22 protein-coding genes and 4 pseudogenes are annotated in these 21,543 nt (G+C 64.4%); 16 read left to right on the forward strand and 10 right to left on the reverse strand.

Annotated elements, in window-relative coordinates; genetic code table 11:
- Positions 1–95: 95 nt before the first annotated feature.
- From ABIF91_RS06410 to ABIF91_RS06420, 3 genes are all read right to left on the reverse strand, one after another.
- Positions 96–299 carry a hypothetical protein gene (locus tag ABIF91_RS06410; protein WP_028181690.1) on the reverse strand — a complete coding sequence of 68 codons (204 nt, stop codon included), beginning with the start codon at positions 297–299 and terminating at the stop codon, positions 96–98.
- A gap of 330 nt (positions 300–629) precedes the next feature.
- Entirely contained in the window at positions 630–1,121 is a 492-nt protein-coding gene (locus tag ABIF91_RS06415) for a septal ring lytic transglycosylase RlpA family protein (RefSeq protein WP_080660059.1), read from the reverse strand.
- Between the two features lie 216 nt (positions 1,122–1,337).
- Positions 1,338–2,543, reverse strand: coding sequence for an LLM class flavin-dependent oxidoreductase (locus ABIF91_RS06420; protein ID WP_028181688.1), 1,206 nt, complete (start codon positions 2,541–2,543; stop codon positions 1,338–1,340).
- Positions 2,544–2,802: 259 nt separating this feature from the next.
- On the opposite strand from ABIF91_RS06420, the gene napE reads away from it, so the two are divergent.
- The 3 genes and pseudogenes from napE to napA all read left to right on the forward strand — a co-directional run.
- Positions 2,803–2,985 carry a periplasmic nitrate reductase, NapE protein gene (gene napE / locus ABIF91_RS06425; RefSeq protein ID WP_028181687.1) on the forward strand — a complete coding sequence of 61 codons (183 nt, stop codon included), beginning with the start codon at positions 2,803–2,805 and terminating at the stop codon, positions 2,983–2,985.
- Between the two features lie 26 nt (positions 2,986–3,011).
- A complete protein-coding gene (locus ABIF91_RS06430) occupies positions 3,012–3,335 on the forward strand; it encodes a chaperone NapD (protein ID WP_028181686.1) in 324 nt (107 codons plus the stop codon).
- A 16-nt stretch (positions 3,336–3,351) separates the two neighbouring features.
- Positions 3,352–4,866 (forward strand): annotated as a pseudogene (gene napA, locus ABIF91_RS06435) (nitrate reductase catalytic subunit NapA); the annotation flags it as partial.
- A 34-nt stretch (positions 4,867–4,900) separates the two neighbouring features.
- Here the strand turns inward: napA and ABIF91_RS06440 are convergent.
- From ABIF91_RS06440 to ABIF91_RS06450, 3 genes and pseudogenes are all read right to left on the reverse strand, one after another.
- A pseudogene (locus tag ABIF91_RS06440) lies at positions 4,901–5,386 on the reverse strand (transposase); the annotation flags it as partial.
- Between the two features lie 132 nt (positions 5,387–5,518).
- Positions 5,519–6,648, reverse strand: a protein-coding gene (locus tag ABIF91_RS06445; protein ID WP_424579087.1) for an IS3-like element ISRj2 family transposase whose coding sequence is annotated in 2 segments (ribosomal slippage) — positions 5,519–6,396 and positions 6,396–6,648 — 1,131 coding nt in all. Because the reading frame shifts where the segments join, the coding sequence is not laid out codon by codon here.
- Positions 6,649–6,718: 70 nt separating this feature from the next.
- Positions 6,719–7,538, reverse strand: a pseudogene (locus tag ABIF91_RS06450) (IS256 family transposase); the annotation flags it as partial.
- A 54-nt stretch (positions 7,539–7,592) separates the two neighbouring features.
- Here ABIF91_RS06450 and ABIF91_RS06455 point away from each other — a divergent pair.
- The 9 genes and pseudogenes from ABIF91_RS06455 to ABIF91_RS06495 form a co-directional block, all read left to right on the forward strand.
- Positions 7,593–8,642 (forward strand): annotated as a pseudogene (locus ABIF91_RS06455) (molybdopterin dinucleotide binding domain-containing protein); the annotation flags it as partial.
- On the forward strand, positions 8,639–9,109 hold the full coding sequence (locus ABIF91_RS06460) for a nitrate reductase cytochrome c-type subunit (RefSeq protein ID WP_028179305.1): 471 nt from the start codon (positions 8,639–8,641) through the stop codon (positions 9,107–9,109). The pseudogene ABIF91_RS06455 and the gene ABIF91_RS06460, both read left to right, overlap by 4 nt.
- Complete coding sequence (locus ABIF91_RS06465) at positions 9,106–9,759, forward strand: NapC/NirT family cytochrome c (protein WP_028179306.1); 654 nt, start codon at positions 9,106–9,108, stop codon at positions 9,757–9,759. The genes ABIF91_RS06460 and ABIF91_RS06465 overlap by 4 nt, the downstream gene beginning before the upstream one ends.
- 267 nt (positions 9,760–10,026) lie before the next feature.
- On the forward strand, positions 10,027–11,142 hold the full coding sequence (locus ABIF91_RS06470; RefSeq protein ID WP_028179307.1) for an ATP-dependent DNA helicase: 1,116 nt from the start codon (positions 10,027–10,029) through the stop codon (positions 11,140–11,142).
- Positions 11,143–11,241: 99 nt separating this feature from the next.
- On the forward strand, positions 11,242–12,600 hold the full coding sequence (locus tag ABIF91_RS06475; protein WP_085966586.1) for a twin-arginine translocation signal domain-containing protein: 1,359 nt from the start codon (positions 11,242–11,244) through the stop codon (positions 12,598–12,600).
- A gap of 153 nt (positions 12,601–12,753) precedes the next feature.
- Entirely contained in the window at positions 12,754–13,458 is a 705-nt protein-coding gene (gene msrA / locus ABIF91_RS06480) for a peptide-methionine (S)-S-oxide reductase MsrA (RefSeq protein ID WP_028179308.1), read from the forward strand.
- 28 nt (positions 13,459–13,486) lie between these two features.
- Positions 13,487–13,906 carry a peptide-methionine (R)-S-oxide reductase MsrB gene (msrB, locus tag ABIF91_RS06485; RefSeq protein WP_028179309.1) on the forward strand — a complete coding sequence of 140 codons (420 nt, stop codon included), beginning with the start codon at positions 13,487–13,489 and terminating at the stop codon, positions 13,904–13,906.
- A gap of 106 nt (positions 13,907–14,012) precedes the next feature.
- Positions 14,013–14,177: a DUF3309 family protein gene (locus ABIF91_RS06490; RefSeq protein ID WP_035677634.1), complete on the forward strand. Its 165-nt coding sequence runs from the start codon at positions 14,013–14,015 to the stop codon at positions 14,175–14,177.
- Positions 14,178–14,386: 209 nt separating this feature from the next.
- Positions 14,387–14,680, forward strand: a complete 294-nt coding sequence (locus tag ABIF91_RS06495; RefSeq protein WP_027560969.1) for a hypothetical protein — start codon at positions 14,387–14,389, stop codon at positions 14,678–14,680.
- Between the two features lie 240 nt (positions 14,681–14,920).
- Here ABIF91_RS06495 and ABIF91_RS06500 read toward each other — a convergent pair whose 3' ends face one another.
- Both ABIF91_RS06500 and ABIF91_RS06505 read right to left on the reverse strand, forming a co-directional pair.
- A complete protein-coding gene (locus ABIF91_RS06500; RefSeq protein WP_028179310.1) occupies positions 14,921–15,463 on the reverse strand; it encodes a DUF4112 domain-containing protein in 543 nt (180 codons plus the stop codon).
- Positions 15,464–15,521: 58 nt separating this feature from the next.
- On the reverse strand, positions 15,522–15,947 hold the full coding sequence (locus ABIF91_RS06505) for a DUF5413 family protein (RefSeq protein WP_028179311.1): 426 nt from the start codon (positions 15,945–15,947) through the stop codon (positions 15,522–15,524).
- A 175-nt stretch (positions 15,948–16,122) separates the two neighbouring features.
- On the opposite strand from ABIF91_RS06505, the gene ABIF91_RS06510 reads away from it, so the two are divergent.
- The 3 genes from ABIF91_RS06510 to ABIF91_RS06520 all read left to right on the forward strand — a co-directional run bounded on the left by ABIF91_RS06510 (position 16,123) and on the right by ABIF91_RS06520 (position 17,123).
- Positions 16,123–16,335, forward strand: a complete 213-nt coding sequence (locus ABIF91_RS06510; RefSeq protein WP_035675840.1) for a hypothetical protein — start codon at positions 16,123–16,125, stop codon at positions 16,333–16,335.
- Positions 16,336–16,368: 33 nt separating this feature from the next.
- Complete coding sequence (locus ABIF91_RS06515; RefSeq protein ID WP_028179313.1) at positions 16,369–16,569, forward strand: hypothetical protein; 201 nt, start codon at positions 16,369–16,371, stop codon at positions 16,567–16,569.
- Positions 16,570–16,847: 278 nt separating this feature from the next.
- The gene (locus ABIF91_RS06520) at positions 16,848–17,123 is read left to right on the forward strand and encodes a hypothetical protein (protein ID WP_050994989.1); all 276 of its coding nucleotides are present in this window, start codon (positions 16,848–16,850) and stop codon (positions 17,121–17,123) included.
- 143 nt (positions 17,124–17,266) lie between these two features.
- Here the strand turns inward: ABIF91_RS06520 and ABIF91_RS06525 are convergent, their stop codons facing one another.
- Together ABIF91_RS06525 and ABIF91_RS06530 are read right to left on the reverse strand one after the other, a co-directional pair.
- Positions 17,267–18,853 carry a hypothetical protein gene (locus ABIF91_RS06525; protein WP_028179314.1) on the reverse strand — a complete coding sequence of 529 codons (1,587 nt, stop codon included), beginning with the start codon at positions 18,851–18,853 and terminating at the stop codon, positions 17,267–17,269.
- Between the two features lie 37 nt (positions 18,854–18,890).
- Positions 18,891–20,183 (reverse strand): adenylosuccinate synthase, encoded by a 1,293-nt coding sequence (locus tag ABIF91_RS06530; RefSeq protein WP_028179315.1) that lies wholly within the window; start codon positions 20,181–20,183, stop codon positions 18,891–18,893.
- A 425-nt stretch (positions 20,184–20,608) separates the two neighbouring features.
- On the opposite strand from ABIF91_RS06530, the gene ABIF91_RS06535 reads away from it, so the two are divergent.
- Complete coding sequence (locus ABIF91_RS06535) at positions 20,609–21,541, forward strand: DMT family transporter (protein ID WP_424578818.1); 933 nt, start codon at positions 20,609–20,611, stop codon at positions 21,539–21,541.
- Positions 21,542–21,543 lie beyond the last annotated feature (2 nt).

Here is a 21,543-nt window from a genome sequence, read left to right on the forward strand (position 1 = left end):
TGCGTATCGGCTGCGTTCGGTTGAAGCGGCCAGACCTTCGCGATTGCGATGCCGTGCATGGCTCTCGCAGCGACAGACCGATCCCGCGGCCTCGGTCAGAGCGGATCGCCCTGGTTGCGCCTCATGATCTTGAGAACCAGGAAGATCGCGCCAGCAACCAGGAAGGCAACACCGATCGCGGTGACTCCGCTGGATTCGCTGCTCAAGCCGAGCGCCGTGAATAGCAAGCCGAAAAGCAGGAGAAGGATACCCGCGAGTTTCTTGATCAGGAGGATTGGTCTTTCAGCTGCGATCGCCATCAGCGCACTCCCTTTTATCGACTCGTTTCCGCTATGCCGTTCTCGCCGCCGGCGGCCATGCATAGGTTAGCCAGGCTATGCCGTGAGGGATCAGGTCGACGCCGAACACAAATCCGAGCACCCAAAGGCCTGTCATCGGGAATCCACTGAGGATAATCGCTTCCAGCTCGTGAAGAGCTACTCTAGCGTGTAGACATTCGCAATGAAACGACAGGTGAACTGACACAACGGCCAGCGGCGCATGCCCGTTCTCTTCCTCGTCATGTTTCTCGGCTTGGGATCCAGCGACGGAAGTCGCCAACGCGGGTGCAATTCAATCGCGAGCGATGTTCAGCCCACCGGCCCCGGTGTCCAATAGTCCCCTGAAAGCGGGCTAACTCGCACGTCACCGATGACTCCGAGCTCGAGGCTCGGATCGAAATGGCGCATCGTGCGCTCGTTGAAGTCGATGATGCGGCCGGGCCTGAGTGGTCCGACGTCATTGATCTTGACGATGACCTTCTTGCCGACGGCCTCGACGAGGGCATATTTCGGCCTGGCACCAAACTGGACCCCACCAAACTTCCGGCGCAGACTCGTCTTGATGGCGGCCGCCCAGACAGAGGGATCGTATCGCTCGCCGGAGGCTGTGCTCGGACCGCCCTCCTCCTTGCCGGGCTTGAACGGATTGTACATGGATGCAGCGCCAACGACCGCATCCCCGGAAGCGGCATCGACGACGGCGTTTGAGTGAACCCCACGCGTTTCACTTCGGGCAACGGCAACGGAAACGGCAAGCGCAACCAGGGCGCCGCAAATCGCGGCGCTCGAGCGGAACAGCATTATATCTCCTGTGATTTTCGATCGTCGGTTCCGAGAACCGCAAACAGGCAAGCGAACGCGGAAGCGTTTATGAAGCTTGCGCCGTTGTTTTGCGGGTTCGAGCCAAACCCCTTGGCTATGGAACCGTTGTGCGAACCGGGGTGGTTCCCACGCAGTGTTTTAAGTTGCCGCCGACTAAGACAGAGATTGCGTCAGCAGCATGACTTAACGGACAGCCTAGCCCGCCGCCGCCTTCACCGGCGCAACATTGTTGGCGAGCTTGCCGTAGCGATCCGCAAAAGCCCGGGTGTCGATCTCTTCGAGCTTGATCTCGCCGCTCATCACGCCTCGTTTCCATTCGGCCTGCGCCGGATCGTTCTGGAACTCCGGCATCACCTCGCGGCCGAACAGCTCCAGCGATTCGCTGATGTGCTCATGGCTGTTCTTGCCGGCCTGGTTGAGCAGGATGACCTGGTCGATGTGCGAGGACTGGAAGCGCTTCAGCTTCCTGCGGATGGTCTCCGGCGAGCCGATCAGGCCGCCACGCAGTGCCGCCTCCTGCGCTTCCGGGTTGTCGCGCTTCCACTTGTTGTACTCATCCCACATGTTGACGGTGTAGGGCGCGGGACGCTGGCGGTTCTGCGCCGCGCCGTAGAAGCGCAGCGCGAACTGGAAGAAGGTGGCCCCGTCGGCGCGCGCACGCGCTTCCTCGTCGGTCTTCGCGCACATGAAGAACGAGACCAGCGCCATGTTCGGGTTGATCTCGTAATCGGCCAGCTTGTGCAGCCGCTTGGTCATCGCATTGTAATAGGCGTGCACCCAGGCGTGCGCGGCATCGGCGCTGACGAACTGGAAGCCGAGCGCGCCGAAGCCGTGGCGGCCGGCGCGCTCGATGGTCGGCAGCTGCGAGCACGCCATCCACAGCGGCGGATGCGGTTTCTGCACCGGCTTCGGCACCACGTTGCGCAAGGGGATGTCGAAATACTTGCCGTGGTGCTCGCTGCCGGCATCCTTGAACATCGGGAAGATCGCGGCGACCGCCTCCTCGAACACCTCCTTCTTGGTCTCCATGTCGCGCCCGAACGGAGTGAGCTCGGTGATGGACGCGCTCTCGCCCATGCCGAATTCGCAGCGGCCGTTCGAGAGCAGGTCGAGCACCGCGACACGTTCGGCGACTCGCGCCGGATGGTTGGTGGTGAGCTGGAGGATGCCGTGGCCGAGCCTGATGTTCTTCGTGCGCTGGCTCGCTGCGGCCAGGAACGATTCCGGCGAGGGCGAATGCGAATATTCCTCGAGGAAGTGATGCTCGAGGACCCAAGCGTGGTCGTAGCCGAGACTGTCGGCGAGTTCCATCTGCGAGAGCGCGTTCTGGTAGAGCCTGAGCTCGTCGCCAGGCATCCAGGGCCGTGGCAGTTGCAGCTCGTAGAAGATGCCGAACTTCATGACGCCTCCCGTTTATTGTTGTTGATCGCATCTTAGTGGGTGAGGCGGCGCTGTCTACGGAGCGGCAATTCCGCCGTGCGGGAGAAGAATCCCGCACCTGTGCGCGGCAAGGCGCACCGCCGCGACGCAGCGCTGCGACATCCGCGCAAGCCGGCACATTGATCCAGATCAACGCCGCGGCGGCCCGATTGCATCAGAAGTGCAGCAAGGCAACGGCCCGGATGCCGTCCTAATCCCCACATTTCAGATGAGACCGAATATGTCGGCCCCAGACGACGCGACTTCGCGTGTGCGCCGTAAGCGCATGGAGATTTTCGCCTTCCTGTTCCTGACCGCGGTCGTGATGCCCGTCCTCGCGGTCGGAACCGTCGGCAGCTACGGGCTCGGGGTCTGGATCTACCAGATGTTTGCCGGCCCTCCCGGCCCGCCCTCCCGACATTGATTCCCCTGAAGCGAAAGACAGCCATCATGGCCCAGGCCGCCCCACACGCACTCAACCGCCGTGCCTTGATCACCGGCCGGGTGCTCAGCGCCGATCGCATCATCGCGCCGCCGGGCGCCGAGATCGCGAGCATCCTGGTGCAGGCGCGGCCCGAACGTCTCGCCGAGCTCGAAGCCGAGATCACCGCGCTGCCCGGCTGCGAGATTTACGGCCGCGACGCGCGCGGCAAGCTCGTCGTCGTGACCGAGGCGCCCGATGCCGGCAGCCTCGGCACCCTGCTCAACACCATCCAGTCGCTGCCAAACGTCTATTCCGCAGCGCTCGTCTTCCACGCCATCGAAACCGCCTGAGTCAGAAAGAGCCATCATGACATCGCCCAAGCTCGACCGCCGCCAGATGCTGAAGTTGGAGGCGGCCGCGATCGCGGCCGCTGCCGCTGGCATGCCCGCTCCGGCGCTCGCCGCCAATCTCGTCGCCGAGCGGAACATCAGCGAAATGAAGTGGGACAAGGCCGCGTGCCGCTTCTGCGGCACCGGCTGCTCGGTGATGGTCGCGACCAAGGAGAACCGCGTCGTCGCCACCCATGGCGACACCAAGTCCGAGGTCAATCGCGGCCTCAACTGCGTCAAGGGCTACTTCCTCTCCAAGATCATGTACGGCCACGACCGCCTGATGCAGCCGCTGCTGCGCAAGACGAACGGCAAGTACGACAAGAACGGCGAGTTCACGCCTGTGTCCTGGACCGAAGCCTTCGACATCATGGAGCTGAAGTGGAAGGAGGCGATCAAGAAGCGCGGCCCGAACGGCGTCGCCATGTTCGGCTCCGGCCAGTGGACGATCTGGGAAGGCTATGCCGCCTCCAAACTGTTCAAGGCCGGCTTCCGCACCAACAACATCGATCCCAATGCGCGCCACTGCATGGCCTCCGCCGTGGCCGGCATGATGCGCACTTTCGGCATCGATGAACCCTCCGGCTGCTATGACGACATCGAGGCCACCGACGCCTTCGTGCTGTGGGGCTCCAACATGGCGGAGATGCACCCGATCCTGTGGACGCGCCTGGCCGACCGCCGGCTCTCCGCGCCGCATGTTCGCGTCGCCGTGCTCTCGACCTTCGAGCACCGCTCGTTCGACCTCGCCGACATCGGCATGGTGTTCAAGCCGCAGACCGATCTCTACATCCTCAACGCCATCGCCAACCACATCATCAAGACCGGCCGCGTCAACAAGGACTTCGTCGCCGCGCATACCGTGTTCAAGCGCGGCCAGACCGACATCGGTTACGGCCTGCGGCCCGAGCATCCGCTGCAGAAGAAGGCGACGGGCGCGGCGAAGCCCAACGACGCCACCGACATGAGCTATGACGAGTTCGTCAAGTTCGTCTCCGAGTACACGCTGGAGAAGGCCGCCGAAATGTCGGGCGTGCCGCTCAACCGTCTCGAAGCTCTCGCCGAGCTCTACGCCGATCCAAAGACGAAAGTGGTCTCGTTCTGGACCATGGGCTTCAACCAGCACACCCGCGGCGTCTGGTGCAACAACCTCGTCTACAACATCCATCTGCTGACCGGGAAGATCTCCTCGCCCGGCAACAGCCCGTTCTCGCTGACCGGCCAGCCCTCGGCCTGCGGCACCGCGCGCGAGGTCGGCACCTTCTCGCACCGCCTGCCCGCCGACATGGTCGTCACCAACAAGGCGCATCGCGATCACGCCGAGCACATCTGGCGGCTGCCCGAAGGCACCATTCCCGACAAGAACGGCGCACACGCCGTGCTGCAGAGCCGGATGCTGAAGGACGGCCTGATCAACGCCTATTGGGTGCAGGTCAACAACAACCTTCAGGCCGGCCCCAACATCAACGAAGAGACCTATCCGGGCTTCCGCAGAGCTATGGCTGATTTTGGGTGACGCGGCCTGATCAGGCGGCGTGGCTTTCAGTGTTCGGAATGACTTCGATTCCGTCGATGAACTTTACACCGGCGATGACTTTCGGCAACTGGTTCGTGCTCTTCAATCGCCGCCAGGTCTTCGATGCGGCGTCGATGAGCTTGAACACCATCAGCTTCGCAGTTTGTTGCGACAGCGATCCCTTGGTCCGCACCGTTCGGTGGCGCACCGTGGCGAAGACGCTCTCGATCGGGTTCGAGCTGCGTAGGTGGATCCAGTGCTCAGCAGGGAAGTCGAAGAAGGCGAGCAGCGCATGGCGATCCTTGATCAGGCACTCCACCGCACGTCCGTATTTGACGTGGTATTTCTCGACGAAGACGTCGATCGCGGTTTCAGCTTCGGCCCGGTGTGGGGCCAGATAGATGTTCCGCAGGTCGTTCTTCATGGGGCCCTGCACGGATTTGGCGACCTTGTCGAGTACGTTGCTCACTTTATGGCACCAGAGAGCTGGCCCCGGTTGTTTGGACAGCGCCCCGCTGGATTTAAGTGGAGTCCTGCCGGGTTATGCTGAACGCGGGGCTTTACGATTTTGTCGTTGCGTCGGGAGGGCGTAGCCCGACCAGAGCGACGACAAAATCGTCGGCGACGGTCATGCGGCCATCACCATAGCTTGCGTGCCGAAGTAAGCCTCGTCGGGCGTGCGCCCGTCAAGGCTCGAGTGAGGGCGCCCCTGATTGTAGAAGGCCAGATACTTGGCAATTGTCGCTCGCGCCTCGGACACGCTGTCGTAGGCGCGGAGATAAACTTCTTCGTATTTGACCGTGCGCCAGAGCCGCTCGACAAACACGTTGTCGCGCCAGGCGCCCTTGCCGTCCATGCTGATGGCGATCTTCGCGTCCAGCAGCACATCGGTGAACTCGAGGCTGGTGAACTGGCTGCCCTGGTCCGTGTTGAAAATCTCGGGCCTGCCGTGCTTCGCCAACGCCTCCCGGACCGCTTCGACGCAGAAGGCCGCCTCCATTGTGATCGAGACGCGATGGGCCAGGACCCGTCGGCTGAACACATCGACGACCGCCGCGAGATAGACGAAGCCACGCCGCATCGGAATGTAGGTGGTGTCCATTGCCCACGCATGGTCGGGCCGCTCGATCTTCAATCCGCGCAACAGGTACGGGTAGATCTTGTGACCCGGAGCCGGCTTGCTCGTGTTCGGGCGACGATAGACCGCCTCGATCCCCATGCGCTTCATCAGCGTCGCGATGTGGCGGCGACCGGCGTATACGCCCTCCCGCCGCAGCAACGATCGCAGCATACGCGCTCCCGCGAAGGGATAATCGAGATGCAGCTCATCGAGCCGACGCATCAAGGCAAGGTCCTCGGCCGAAACTGGCCGAGGTTCATAGTAGACCGTGCTGCGAGCCAGCTTCAGGACCTTCGCCTGGCGCACGATAGAAAGATCATGACCGCGGTCGATCATCGCTTTGCGCTCAGCAGGCCCGCCTTGGTGAGCGCGCCGGACAAAAAATCGTTTTCCAACGCCAGCTCGCCGATCTTGGCATGTAACGCCTTCAAATCGACCGGCGTCTCGGCCGATGTCTTGTCATGCCCAAACACGCCGGCGGCGCCTTCCAGGAGCTGGTTTTTCCAGATCGTGATCTGGTTCGGATGAACATCAAACAGTTGCGCCAGCTCCGCCAGTGTCTTGTCGCCTTTGACCGCAGCCAAAGCAACCTTCGCCTTGAATGCCGGAGAATGCGTCCGGCGGCTCTTCTTCGTCATCTTCGCTCCTGATTCGCAGCAAGAATCCTCGCCGCTGTCAGGCAGAAAATCCACTCAAGCTACTGTCCGAATTTGCGGGGCCAGCTCTCCAGCATCGTTGGTGCCGCGTGCCGGGAAAGGCCTGCGTCCAGTGCCTTCCAGAAGCCGAGGGCGCCGTCGCCGATGGCGAGTTGCGGGGCAATCCGTAACCCGCGTTGCCGCAGGTCGATCAGGAGTTCGCGCCAGCTCTGCGCGCTCTCGCGCACGCCGACCTGGAAGCCGATCAGCTCCTTCTTGCCTTCCGGCGTGGTGCCAATCAGCACCAGCATGCATTCGCTGTGATCTTCCATGCGGGCCTGCAGGTACACGCCATCGGCCCAGATGTAGACATAGCGACGCGCCGACAGATCGCGTCTCTGCCAGCGTTCGTACTCGACCTGCCAATCGGCCTTCAGGCCGGCGATCACCGAAGGCGACAGGTTCGGCGCATCCTTGCCGAGCAGCGCCGAGAGCGCCTCCTGGAAGTCGCCGGTCGAGATGCCGCGCAAATAGAGGACCGGGATCAAGGCATCCAGGCTCTTCGTCCGCCGCGCCCATAGCGGCAGGATTGCCGAACTGAAGCGGAGGCGGTCGCCTGGCCCGCTCGCTCCGCGGTCGCGGACCTTGGGACGAGCGACCTCCACCGGACCGATGCCGGTCGCAATCTCGCGCACCGGACCGTGCCCATGTCGGACCAGGCGCGCTCGACCGTCGGGCAGCGTCAGATTGGCCGTGCTGGCCAGAAACGCGCCAACCTCGATCTCGATCGCCCTGGCAAGCAGGTCCCGCGCGCCGGCACGAACGATATCGGTCAGTGGATCATCAACCGCGGACGGCTGACGGAAAGCAAGAACATTGGTAGTCTCGGTCATGGCGTATCGCTCTCCTCGAGAGGTTCTGGCAGGCTCGTCACCCGCCTCGATACGCCGCCTTCCTCACACCGTCATCACCCAGATTCCGCCATAGCTCGCTTCCGCAACCCCGAGAATTTCATCGTGGTCTCGGACGCCTATCCCTCGGTGACCGCGCTTGCCGCCGATCTGATCCTGCCCACCGCGATGTGGGTGGAGAAAGAGGGCGCCTATGGCAATGCCGAGCGGCGCACCCAGTTCTGGCATCAGCTCGTCTCGGCGCCCGGCGAATCGAAATCCGACCTCTGGCAGCTGATGGAGTTCTCCAAGCGCTTCAAGATCGAGGAAGTCTGGCCCGAGGAGCTGATCGCCAAGAAGCCCGACGTCCGCGGCAAGACGCTGTTCGACGTGCTCTACAGGAACGGCCAGGTCGACAAATTCCCGGTTACCGACATCGAGCCGGGCTATCTCAACGACGAATCCAAGGCGTTCGGCTTCTACGTGCACAAGGGCCTGTTCGAGGAATACGCCCAGTTCGGCCGCGGCCATGGCCACGACCTCGCGCCATTCGACACCTATCACCGCGAGCGCGGCCTGCGCTGGCCTGTCGTCAACGGCCAGGAAACCAGATGGCGTTTCCGCGAGGGCAGCGATCCCTACGTCAAGCAGGGCACCGACGTGCAGTTCTACGGCCATCCCGACGGCAAGGCGCGCATCTTCGCGCTGCCTTACGAGCCGCCGGCGGAATCGCCCGACAATGAATATCCCTACTGGCTCTCGACCGGCCGCGTGCTGGAGCACTGGCATTCCGGCACCATGACGCGCCGCGTGCCCGAGCTCTACAAGGCCTTCCCCGAGGCCGCCTGTTTCATGCATCCGGACGATGCCCAGGAAGCCAAGCTCCGCCGCGGGGATGAAGTGAAGGTGGTCTCGCGCCGCGGTTTCATCCGCGCCCGCGTCGAGACTCGCGGCCGCGACCGGCCGCCGCGCGGCCTGGTGTTCGTGCCGTGGTTCGACGAATCCAAGCTGATCAACAAGGTGACGCTGGACGCAACCGATCCGATCTCGCTGCAAACCGATTTCAAGAAATGCGCCGTGCGCATCGAGCGGGTGAACATGTCATGATGAAACGATCCGCAATCGCTCTGCTCGCCTTCGCGGTCGCAGCCGGCGCGAGCTCGCTCACCGCGCAGACGGTGACGTCAGGCCTGCGCGGCCCGACCCCGCTCAACGACGAGGGCCCGGCGCCGCCGATGCTGCCGAACCGCAACACCTCCGAGAAGGAGGTGCGCAACTATCCGGAGCAGCCGCCCGTCATCCCGCACAGTATCGACGGCTACCAGGTCGATCTCAACGGCAACAAATGCCTGTCCTGCCACGCGCGGGCGCGCACCGCTGAATCGCAGGCGCCGATGGTGTCGATCACGCATTTTATGGACCGCGACGGCCAGTTCCTGGGCTCGGTCTCGCCGCGACGCTTCTTCTGCACGGAATGCCACGTGCCGCAGAACACCGCCAATCCGCCGGTCAGCAACGATTTCATCGACATCGACACGCTGCTGTCGCGCGCAAGCCCGGGTGGCCGCCGATGACGACAACCGCTGACGAGCCTGATGCCGGGATGAAGGCCAAGCGCAGCTTCCTCGCGCGAAGCTGGGCCTTCGCGCTGGAGCTCTGGCGGGTGCTGACACGACCGAGCTCGGTGTTCGCCCTCGGCACCCTGGTGCTCGCCGGCTTCGTCGCCGGCGTGATCTTCTGGGGCGGCTTCAACACCGCACTGGAATTGACCAACACCGAGAAGTTCTGCACCAGCTGTCACGAGATGAAGGACAACGTCTACGCCGAGCTGAAGTCGACCATCCACTTCTCCAACCGCTCCGGCGTGCGCGCGACCTGTCCGGACTGCCACGTGCCGCACAACTGGACCGACAAGATCGCGCGCAAGATGCAGGCCTCCAAGGAGGTCTGGGGCAAGATCTTCGGCACGATCGACACGAGGGAGAAATTCCAGGATCACCGCCTCGAGCTGGCGGCCCACGAATGGGCACGCTTCAAGGCCAACGATTCGCTGGAATGCCGCAACTGCCACAGCGCCGATTCCATGGACATCACCAAGCAATCGCCGCGCGCCTCGGTGGCGCACCAGCGCTTCCTGTTCACCAAGGAAAAGACCTGCATCGACTGCCACAAGGGCATCGCCCACCAGCTGCCCGACATGCGCGGCGTTCCCGGCTGGCAGTAGCCTCAGCTCTCACCGCGTCATGGCCGGGCATAGCCGTCCGAAGGACGGCGTCGCTTCCGCTCGCCTATGTCCCGGCCATCCACGCCTAACCACACGGCACAAGGAACGTGGATGCCCGGGACAAGCCCGGGCATGACGATCTCTTGCAAGGCTCACATGCGGGTGCCCCACCGGCAATTGCGGGGCGACCGCGCTTGAACCGGCGGGGCGAATGGTTAGTTTTGGGCATCGGCGAATCGCCTCTTTTCGCCCCTCCTCAAGACAGACATGGCCACTTTCACCCCGCATCAGGATGCCGCGCTCAAGGCCGTTGGCGACTGGCTCAAGGCCAAGCCGGGCCGTAACGGCACGCCGCCGGTGTTCCGCCTGTTCGGCTTTGCCGGCACCGGCAAGACGACGCTGGCGCGGCACATCGCCGACGGCGTCGACGGCGAGGTGAAGTTCGCCGCCTTCACCGGCAAGGCGGCGCTGGTCATGCGCAACAAGGGCTGCGACGGCGCGTCCACCATCCACTCGCTGATCTACCGCGCCCGCGAATCCGGCGAGGAGCAGCCGAGCTTCGAGCTGTGGGACGACGCGCCGGCCTCCAAGGCGAAGCTGATCGTGATCGACGAATGCTCGATGGTCGACGCCGAACTCGGGCGCGACCTGATGTCGTTCGACTGCCCGTTGCTGGTGCTGGGCGATCCCGCGCAGCTGCCGCCGATCCAGGGCGGCGGCTTCTTCACCAACACCTCACCGGACGCGATGCTGACCGAGGTGCACCGTCAGGCCCAGGACGATCCGATCGTGCGGATGTCGATGGACGTCCGCGAGGGACGCGAGCTCGATATCGGCCGTTATGGCGAGAGCGAGGTGGTGTCGCGGAAGGAGCTCGACCCCGATCGCGTCATGGGCGCCGACCAGATCCTGGTCGGGCGCAACAACACCCGCCGCGCCTACAACATGCGGGTGCGCCAGCGCCAGAACATCGAGGACGTCTTTCCCGTCGCCGGCGACAAGCTGGTGTGCCTGCGCAACAACCGCAAGAAGGGCCTGTTCAACGGCGGCCTGTGGCGCGTGAAGTCGCGCAACACCTCGCGCTCGAAATCCCGCATTCTCAGCATGCGGCTGTCGCCGGACGAGGATTTCGGCCACAAGGTGACGAAGGTCTCGGTGCGCGCCGACTGCTTCGAGGGCGGCATCGAGCAGATCGCCTGGGAGCAGCGCAAGCCCTATGACGAGTTCGACTACGGCTACGTGCTGACCGTGCACAAGTCGCAGGGCTCGCAATGGGACGATGTCGTGCTGTTCGACGAGAGCTTCGCGTTTCAGGAGTCCCGGGCGCGGTGGCTCTATACCGGGATCACGCGGGCGGCGAAGCGGCTCAGCGTGGTTGTGTAGAACTCGCCGATTTCCGCGTGAGCGGCTTCACCGAGATGCATTCACTGCTCGCTAGGCTTTGCGATGTATCCGTACGAAAACCGCATTGGAGTGGAGCGAATGACGGCGCGCGCAACAAAGCCTGAGCATCCCGATACCGATCCCGATACTCTCACAGCGAGCCGTCGGGACTTCCTGAAATCGGCGAGCGCGGCAGCCGGTTCGCTCGCGCTGTCGATCACCGCTCCAGGGATTGCCCTTGCGGCGCCCGGCGGATCGGTGCGAATCCCGAAGGAGCGGCTCAATGCGCTGGCGGCAAAATTCTATGCCGTCTTCAACGAAGGCAATATTCTGCCGGCGAGCTTTGCGGACAAATATGCGGCACGCCATGATGTGGAGCTGAGGCGCATCGTCACCTTCACGCGCATCCCGGAGACGGGAGAACGCGTCAAGGTCAGCGGTCTGCTTGCCGTCCCGGCGGGCGCGCGCGGCGCTGTTCCGGTGTTGTCATGGCAGCACGGCACGATCCTCTCGTTCGACCAGGTCCCTTCGAACCTGCTGCGGCTGGAGGACGAGACGTACGAGCTGCGCGACAATGTCGATTCGATCGAGACCTTGTTCAACGTGCAGCGCTTCGCCGGCAACGGATACGCCGTCATCGCGGCCGATTATGTCGGCAAGGGCCCCTATCGCAATGGTCGGAGCGAAGCCTATGCTGTGAAGGGCGCGACCGTGCAATGCTGTCTCGACATCCTGAAGGCGGGACTGCTCGAACTGCGCAAGCTCGGCCTGCGCCAGTCATCCCTGTTCCTGAACGGTTGGTCGCAGGGCGCGCTGAACACTCAGTGGCTGAAACAGGAGATGCAGCGCCGCGGCATCAAGGTGCGGGCGGCGGCGACACAGAGCCCGTTCAACAATCTCGCCGAGAGCTTCCACTACTGGGCGAACGCCGCGGCTTTTATTCCGGCCTCTGAGAATTCGTATCCGATGCCGCCGGCCTGGATCACGCCCTGCATGATCGTCCTGCTCGGAAGTTACCGGCGCTATTACGGGCTGAACGGCTTGTTCAAAACGGCGATCAAGCCGCAATATCAGGCGTTCGCGGAGAAGTACTGGTCCGATTACAGCCTCGAGGGCGAGATCGCGAAGAGCATTCCTCCCGCCGGCGATTTCCTCGTCGATGGCTTCTTCGATCGCTTCACCAGCGATACGAACAGCAAGCTCATGCGCCAACTGGGCGACAATGGCACGACGTTCTGGGACTACGATTCCCCGATCAAGTTCTACTACGGACTGGCCGACGAGGCCTTGCCGCCGCGCCTTGTGCAGCCGGCCGTCGTCGCCGGCGGGCACTTCGCCGACGGCGTTCCCGTCAAGGGCGCGAGCCACCGCGGCACCTTCCTGGCGAGCCTCTACGGCGAAGGCACCGTTCTGAACGGATCTCCGACGGCGTTCGACTGGTTCAATTCGCTGGCGTGAGCGGGACGGTGCGCCGGCGTCCTCACGGACTCGTGTCTGGCCGCCTGTAACAGCGGGGCGGGGCAGTCGTATCTTCGGCAGAGATAGTGCCGGCGAGGCTATTCGCCCGCGCCGGCCCGCCTTAGACTGCCCACCCTTGCCAGAGGATCCGCCATGCGCCGACCTGCCCTCGCCTTTCTGCTCGCCGCAACCACCGCCCTGACGCTGGCCCTTGCCGTGCCGTCACGCGCCGCGGAGGAGGCGGTCGTGATCCCCGCTCCCGCATTGGACGCGACGCCCGCCAGCGGCATCCAGACCGCCGTGATCGCCGGCGGCTGCTTCTGGGGCGTGCAGGGCGTCTTCCAGCACACCGCGGGCGTCGTCAACGCGGTCTCCGGCTATGCCGGCGGCACCAAGGCGACCGCCGACTACCAGACCGTCTCGAGCGGCCGTACCGGCCACGCGGAGTCGGTCGAGATCAAGTACGACCCGAAGAAGATCTCTTACGGCAAGATCCTCCAGATCTACTTCTCGGTGGTGCACGACCCGACCCAGCTCAATCGCCAGGGCCCCGACGTCGGCCCGCAATATCGCTCGGCCATCTTCACCACGTCCGACGAGCAGAAGAAGGTGGCGGAGGCCTATATCGCCCAGCTCAACAGTGCGAAGGTCTTCAACAAGCCGATCGTGACCAAGGTCGGCGCGCTGGAGGCGTTCTATCCGGCGGAGGCCTATCACCAGGACTATCTGACGCTGCACCCGAACCAGCCCTACATCGCCTATAACGACATCCCGAAGGTCGAGAACCTGAAAAAGCTATTTGCGGATAACTACATTGAAAAGCCGACGCTGGTGAACGCCAGCAAGGCCACCAACTGATCGAGATCACCGAAGAAACGGGAAACCCATGCCCGACACCAAGACGAAGATCACGGACGACAAGGTCATCAAGAGCGAAGAGCAGTGGCGGCGCGAATTGACGCCGATGCAGTTCGCCGTGCTGCGCGAGAAGGCGACCGAGCGTCCCTTCTCGGGCGAATATGAGCACGACGAGCGCGCCGGCACTTATGTCTGCGCCGGCTGCGGCAATGTGCTGTTCGCGTCCGACGCCAAGTTCGATTCCGGCTGTGGCTGGCCGAGCTTCACCCAGCCCGCGGTCGAGAGCCATATCGACGAGGAGCGGGATACGAGTCACGGCATGATCCGCACCGAGGTGCTCTGCTCCAAATGCAGCGGCCATCTCGGCCATGTCTTCCCCGACGGGCCCGGGCCGACCGGCTTGCGCTATTGCATCAATTCCGCGGCGTTGAAGCTCGAGCCCAAATAAGCTTGCGCGCTGCCGGGTTCCCCAGTGGAACCCGGCGGTGTGATGTGCTTTTCTCCCTTGGCGGTGCGGCCGATCAGCGCATTCGGCGACCGCCAGGGAGGATGCCATGACGCTTGGAACCATCCTGATCATCCTGGTGATCATCTATCTGCTCGGCGGCCTGTCCGGCCGGTTCGGCGGCTACGGCTATGGCCTGGGCCATTCCGGCATGGGCATCGGCGGGGTCGTGCTGGTGGTGCTGATCGTGCTGCTGCTTCTTGGCAAGATGTGAAGCATCTAAGTTGTTGAAATAACTAAATTTATTTCGCCCGCGGAGCTGCCATGCGTGGATTCATCATCTCGCGTCGCAGGGGTCGCATTTCTGTCAAATCGGCCTATATTAGTGGGCGAGAATGACATGCGGCGGGCCCGCCTGGCGGCTCCTGCCCTCCCCAACCCCACGCGCTTAAAGCCCCAGAGAAGATCACGAGGTCTTTGACCATGCGTCCACTGCGTCCGTTCAACTTCAACACCTCCGCCGAACTCTTTCCTGCCGCGATCCGCAAGAAGAAGCGGGCAGGTTTCACCTATCGCCGGTTCGGCACCGCGGCCGAGGCCGTGCAGTTCGCGATGGAGCAGTTGCCGACGGATTCGCTGAACGGCGCCTATCTCCAGGTCGAGGAAGCCCGCTTCGACCAGAACGGCATCCGCTCGCTGTACGAGAGCGAAGCCTTCCCGCTGCCCCGTCGGCCCAAGCCCGCGCCGGCCGCGGAGACCGACGCCGACGCGGCATAAGCTTTTCGCAACCCTCCGATGTGCGCAGAAAGCGCGATGGCCGAAAGGTCGTCGCGCTTTTTGCGTTTGGGCTTTCATGCTTCCATAGCGTCATGGCCGGGCTTGTCCCGGCCATCCACGCCTCGCGCCGCGGCACAAAGAACGTGGATGCCCCGGACAAGCCAGGACAAGGACAAGCCAGGACAAGCACTGGCATGACGACCGTTCGAGCATATGCATCAATTGCGGAGAGGAGCGATCCTACATCCGCGGCTGCTTCTCCAGCCAGCGGCGGAGCAGGCGCACGTTGCGCATGTTGGCGCGGAACATCACGTCGAAGGCGTCGCCCGCGAACGGGACCAGGCCGACCACGCCGTCGACCGCGACATTGCCGAGCATGCGCGCCGTGATGTGCCAGGGCGCGCCCAGCGCGCGGGCCTCGCGCACCAGCCACAGCGAGATCGCGGTGGTGATGATGTCGCCGACCACGGGGATCAGGCCGATCAGCCCGTCGATGCCGTAGCGGATTTTGGTGCCGGGCAGGATGAAGGCGACGTCGAGCAGCTTCGCGATCGCCTCGATACGCGCGATCCGCTGCTCGCGCGTCAGATTGCCGAACGGACTCGCTTGCCGGAACTCAAAGCGAAACTCGCGAAATCCCTGCTCCAGGCTTTCAGGCCTGATCTCGTGGCCTTCCTGGTCGATGATCGGCCCGCGCGCCTGCTTGCCGGAAAAGGGCGCACGCGAGCCGCTCCCCGTACGGGATCTGCGAGGAGCAAGGATGTCGTCGTCGGACATGGTCATGGTCTCTGGACAACGCGCCGCGGCGGCGGAGGTTGCTGCCGCGATCGAATGCCGCGCGTCAGGTCGGCGCCGCCGCTGCCTGCGACTCCTCGACATAGCGATGCACGAGCCAGGATGAAATTGCCGCCGGCACGAATCCGACGAGGCCATACAGGATGAACTGCACCGCGCCCGAATCCGGCCCGCGCGAGCTATAGGTGAGCGACGCCAGGACGAAGGCGAACAGGCCGACCAGGAGCATCCGCAGGCCCGGACCGATCCGGCGGATATGGATCAGGATGTCGTCGACCGCGCCGATCATCAGCGCGGGCAGGAAGCCGAACAGATAGCTGTATTGCAGGGTCTTGAAGAACACCGCGAACAGCTTGCCGACCTCGCCGAGGCTGGTCTGGGTCCAATAGCCGGACTGGTAGGTCGTCGTCAGCAGCAGCAGGAACCCGCCCACGAACGGGCCGACCAGCGCAAACACCAGATAGCGTTTCATCAAATACCCTCATCCTTCGCCAGTATTATAGCAGCGCAGCGGGAACCTTGAACAGCGGGCGCCGGGCTCCACCCGAGGGGAACAAGTGGCAAGGCGACGAGTTCATGCTGGACCTGAACTCAACCCTGGCAGATTGGAGCCGCCAATGTCCCCTCAACTCGTTCTGGCGACAATCATGCTGGCAACCCTGGGCGGCCTCTCGAGTGTCCCCGCTTTCGCCCAAGGCCACATGGGCACGCCGCAGGAGCAGAAGGCCTGCTCGCGGGATGCATCGCGCTTCTGCCGCAAGGAACTCGGCAACGACATGGCCGTGCAAGGCTGCCTGCAGGCCAACCGCGCCAAGCTGTCGCGCGCTTGCAGCAAGGTGTTTCAGAGCCACGGCATGTGAGGATCGGCCCCCCCGCGAACGGAGAGTGATGCCATGTTGCGCGACGAACAACTCTCGATCCTGCGGGACATCAGCCAATCCGTTGCCTTTGCCGACGAGCGGCAGGGCAAGGTCGGGCAACTGATCGCCGACGGCTACGTGATGAAGGACGGCGATCTGTTCGAGCTCACGGCCAAGGGCGTCACCGCCGTCGAGGAACACGCTGCCGCTCTCGGCGTGAGCGATGCGGAATAAGCGAGCGCATCCTCCGATCGGCTGATCTGATCGCGCGCGACGTGACTCGCGCGCAACAATTGCGAATTCCTTTGCGCTGACCATTGCAGCCGCGTGCCAATGGCGCATACTTCGCTCGGGCGGCGCAGTACTTTCGATTCGAGCATCAAGAGATCGAGCGACCACATGCGGGACCAAAGTTCCCGGCGTGAAGGCTGTGACGTACGGCAGATCAAGCCGCGTGCGGCGCCCCAAAAACCAAGTGGCTCAAGCCCTAGGGAAATCGGGGACCCATCCGCATGACACGCCATCAGACGATCGCTTCGCTCTTCGCTTTCGCCGTCACCAGCCTCGCACTCCAGACATCACCTGGCCTCGCCTTCACGCAAGAAGCGCAGCAGATGTGCTCGGGCGATGCGATGCGGCTGTGCTCAAGTGAGATCCCGGATATCCCGCGGATCACCGCCTGCATGGTGCGGAACAAGTCGCAGGTCAGCCCCGGCTGCCGCGCCGTGATGGATCGCGAGCACGCCGCCGCGGCGGCATCGCGCAAGCGCGAAGCGGCGGCGCGGTAGCGCTCATTCGCTCATTCAGAGTGTCATTCCGGGGCGGCGCATCAGCGTCGAGCCCGGAATCCATTCTCCGCGTCGTCCGCTGGACGATGGATTCCGGGCTTGCGCGACGCGCCCCGGAATGACGGAAGCGGTGGCCGCCTAACTCAGTCGCCCCACTGGGCGAAGGCGTCGTTGAAGGCGCGCTCGCCGGGGGCGCCCTTCTCGATGGCGATGATGGCGCGGCGCTGGTTGGCGTAGACCAGGGGCACGTCGAACCAGGAGCGCTCCTTCAGGAGCTGGATGTTGCGGGCCCGGTCGGCATCGACGTTGGAGAGGCCGACCAGGAAGAAGCCGTCGGTGACCTTGACCGCGAGGCCTGCGAGCGGCGTGCCGCGCGCCTGCTCGTTCGACTTCATCAGGATGCCAGGCACGTTGGAGACGCTGCCGCCCGGAAAATCCGGCGGCAGGATGAAGGTCAATTCCGCGGTGTGGCTCGCCGGCAGCGAGGAGTCGGTGTTGCGGCGGAACGACATCGTCATCTTGAACTTGCGGTCGGGAATCTCGATGTCGGCGCGCACGGCGACGTCGGCCTTCTGGTTGCCCGAGGCCTTGATCGGCTCGAGCCGCCACACCACCGAACCGACATATTGCTTGCCCTTCGGGTCGGACGGATCCTCGTCATAGAGCACGACCTTCTGCGCCACCGGCGCGACAGGCTGGTCGCTGGCCGAGGGCTGGCCGACGCGATCCGGAATCTTCGGCTTGCTCTGCGGCTGCGCCGGGCTCGGCGTCTCCACGACCTGAGTCGCGGACGGTTTGAGAAAGCCGTTGACGATCTGGACGGCCTGCTTGCCCCAGAGGATGCCGGCGCCGACCAGGATCAGCACGATGCCGACGGCGATCGCGCTCTTGAACGGAAATGCAGAGCCGGTTCGGACGCGCTTCTTGGCCTCGCGCTCCGGCGCAGCGCGCGGACGCGGCGACGGCGGCGCGTAGCGCTCGGCGTCCTCGATCGCTTCGTCGTAGGAATGGGGCGCCTCGGACTCGCCGGCGCGGTTTTCCAGGCTCGGCTCCAGCCGGTCGAATTCCGGCGAGGGCGAGGGCACGTTGGCATAGGTGCGGCGCGCGGCGCGGCTCGCCTGCGCGGCAGCGCCGCCGAGATCATTGGCATCGGCCGTGATGTCGCGGAAGCCGCGCACGCCCGGTGCCGGCGGCGGGGGTCCCATGTCCGGCGGACGGCGCGCACCGGCGCGATCGCGCCCGGCGGGCGGCGGCTCCGGCGGCGGGACGGACGGTCCCGGCGGGCGCGGGGCATCGAAACGGGGAGCGCGCGGCGGGCGCGGGGCCTCGCCCTGCTCATCGACGCTGATTGACGGACGGTCGGCCCGCGGCGGCGTCGGGGCCGGTCGCGTGCGCGGCGGAGCCGGCTGAGATGCGGGAGCGTTGGCTTCGCCGGCGCGGGCGCTGGCCCGGCGAAAAGCATCGCCGCTGCTGCTGACGCGGGCGCCGCCACCCGGGCGAGAGGCCTCGCGGGCACGCTGGGCGGCCTCCGATTCGACCTTGCGAACGGCCTCTTCCAGCGACAGCCGTTCGCGCGTGATCTCGGATTCGGAAAGCGGCGGCTGCACGCTCCGCAGCTGCGCGATCAGGGCCGTGCGCGCCCTCTCATAGAGCGCGCGACGGCTTTCGCCGGGAGCGTTGGGGTCCAAGGCGGCAATAGCGCGGGCGATCAGCGGATAGTAATCAGCCATTTCTACTCAACTATACGCGCGTCCCGGTAAGATATCGTTAAGCCTCAAACGGATTTTGCACGAGGATAGTATCTTCGCGTTCGGGGCTGGTGGAAAGCAGCGCGACCGGGCACCCCACCAATTCCTCGATCCGCCGGACATATTTGATGGCCTGGGCGGGCAGGTCGGCCCAGGACCGCGCGCTGGCGGTCGGCTCCTTCCAGCCCTCGATGGTCTCGTAGATCGGCTCGACCCGGGCCTGGGCGCCCTCGCCGGCCGGGAAATGGTCGATCTCCTTGCCGTCGAGCCTGTAGCCGGTGCAGACCTCGATCGAATCGAAGCCGTCGAGGATGTCGAGCTTGGTCAGCGCGAGGCCGTTGATGCCGCAGGTGCGGACCGCCTGGCGGACCAGCACGGCGTCGAACCAGCCGCAGCGGCGGGGACGGCCGGTATTGGTGCCGAACTCGCGGCCGCGCTCGCCGATCTTGCGGCCGATCTCGTTGTCCTGCTCGGTCGGGAACGGGCCCTGCCCGACGCGGGTCGTGTAGGCCTTGCAGAGTCCGAGCACATAACCGACCGCGCCCGGCCCGAGGCCCGAGCCGGTCGCCGCCTGCGCCGCCACCGTATTGGACGAGGTGACGTAGGGATAGGTGCCGTGGTCGACGTCGAGCAGCGCGCCCTGGGCGCCCTCGAACAGCATGCGCTTGCCTTCGCGCCGCTTGATGTCGAGCAGCCGCCACACCGTCTCGGCATAGGGCAGCAGCTGCGGCGCCATCGCCATCAGCTCTTTCAGGATCACCGCACTGTCGAATTCCGGCAGGTTGAGGCCGCGGCGCAGCGCGTTGTGGTGCGCCAGCAGGCGGTCGATCTTGTGCGGCAGCGTCTGATGGTCGGCGAGATCCATCAGGCGGATGGCGCGGCGGCCGACCTTGTCCTCATAGGCCGGCCCGATGCCGCGGCGGGTGGTGCCGATCGCTGTCGCGGCGCTGGCGGATTCGCGGTGCGCATCGAGCTCGCGGTGCAGCGGCAGGATCAGCGTGACATTTTCCGCGACACGCAGGTTGTCAGGGCTGACATCGACGCCCTGCGCCCTCAGCTTGGTGACCTCGTCGAGAAAGGCGGTGGGGTCGAACACGACGCCGTTGCCGATCACCGACAGCTTGCCCTCGCGCAGCACGCCGGAGGGCAGCAGCGCGAGCTTGTAGGTCTTGCCGTTGATCACCAGCGTGTGGCCGGCGTTATGACCGCCCTGGAAGCGGATGACGATATCCGCCTGCTCCGACAACCAGTCGACGATCTTGCCCTTCCCTTCGTCGCCCCACTGGGCGCCGACGACGACAACATTGGCCATGCGCGGGTAATCCTTCGAAGATTTCTCTGTAAGTGGCATGATCCGAACGGAAAACCGGGATCCACTTTTCCGGGATCATGCCTGCGCCCAGCCCAATTCCCGGCCGAGGCCGTTCGCACGCGAGGCAGCCCAACCGGATAAAGGAAGCAGCCCCTCTAGGCAAGCAAGAACGGGGCTTTTTTCAGGCTCAACGCGCACTCCAAGCCTTTGATATCCCCCGAAAATCCAGAAACCTTCCGGGCCGGCGCAATGGCTTCGACCAAAGCGTGAGAGGCCGCCTTCGCCGCTGCATGGTCGCGATGCGTCCGCCCCCCATTGATGCAACCTCGATTTCCGTGTCTTTGGACAGCGCCGGGTGATCAGCCGGCCCGGGTCTCGCCGGGCCGGAGGCTTCGGCGTACTCCACGCGGGGCCCCAACAGCCACATGTCCGCCACCGGCCACACCACGAGCGCGGAAACATCCGGACACAGCTGGATCGCCAACCAGCCTTACCTGCTGCTCAGCATTACCGCGCTGTGCTGGGCCGGTAACGCCATCGTAGGACGGCTTGCCGCCGGACACATCCCGCCGGTCACGCTGTCGTTCCTGCGCTGGTTCTTCGCCTTCCTGCTGGTGCTGCCGTTTGCCTTCAAGCACCTCGTGCAGGACTGGCCCGCGATCCGCGGCAAGCTCGGCCTGATGGTCACGCTCTCGGTCACCGGCATCGGCGCCTTCAACACGCTGCAATATTGGGCGCTGGAGCATACCCAGGCGCTCAATACGCTGCTGCTGCAGTCGGCCGCGCCGCTGCTCGTGGCGCTGTGGTCGCTGGTCATTCTCGGCATCCGGCTCACCTCGGCGCAGGCCTTCGGTGTGCTGCTGTCGATGTGCGGCGTGCTGACCATCCTGCTGCATGGCGATTTCACCACGCTGTCGAACATCGACTTCAACAAGGGCGACCTGATCTTCCTGCTCGCGCTCTTGATCTTCGCGCTCTATTCGGTGCTATCGCTGAAGCGACCGCCGATGCACGGCCTCTCGTTCCTCGCCTTCACCTTCGGCTGCGGCACCGCCTGTCTCATTCCGCTGGAGATCTGGGAACTGTCCGCACGCCCGGTCATGAAGCTCGACGGGCCGAACCTGCTGACCCTGTTCTACGTCGCCGTTTTCCCCTCGGCGCTCGCCGATCTCTGCTTCAATCGCGGCGTGCGCCTGATCGGCGCCAACCGCGCCGCGCCGTTCTTCCACGTCGTGCCGGTGTTCGGTTCGATCATGGCGATGGCGTTTCTGGGCGAACACCCGCAGGCGTTCCACTTCATCGGCTTCGCCCTGGTGCTGGCGGGCGTGTTCGCAGCGTCAAGAAAGCAGGCGACATAGCC

Origin of the sequence: Bradyrhizobium sp. USDA 241 (assembly GCF_049739505.1) — a bacterium.
Classification (GTDB): Bacteria; Pseudomonadota; Alphaproteobacteria; order Rhizobiales; family Xanthobacteraceae; genus Bradyrhizobium; species Bradyrhizobium liaoningense.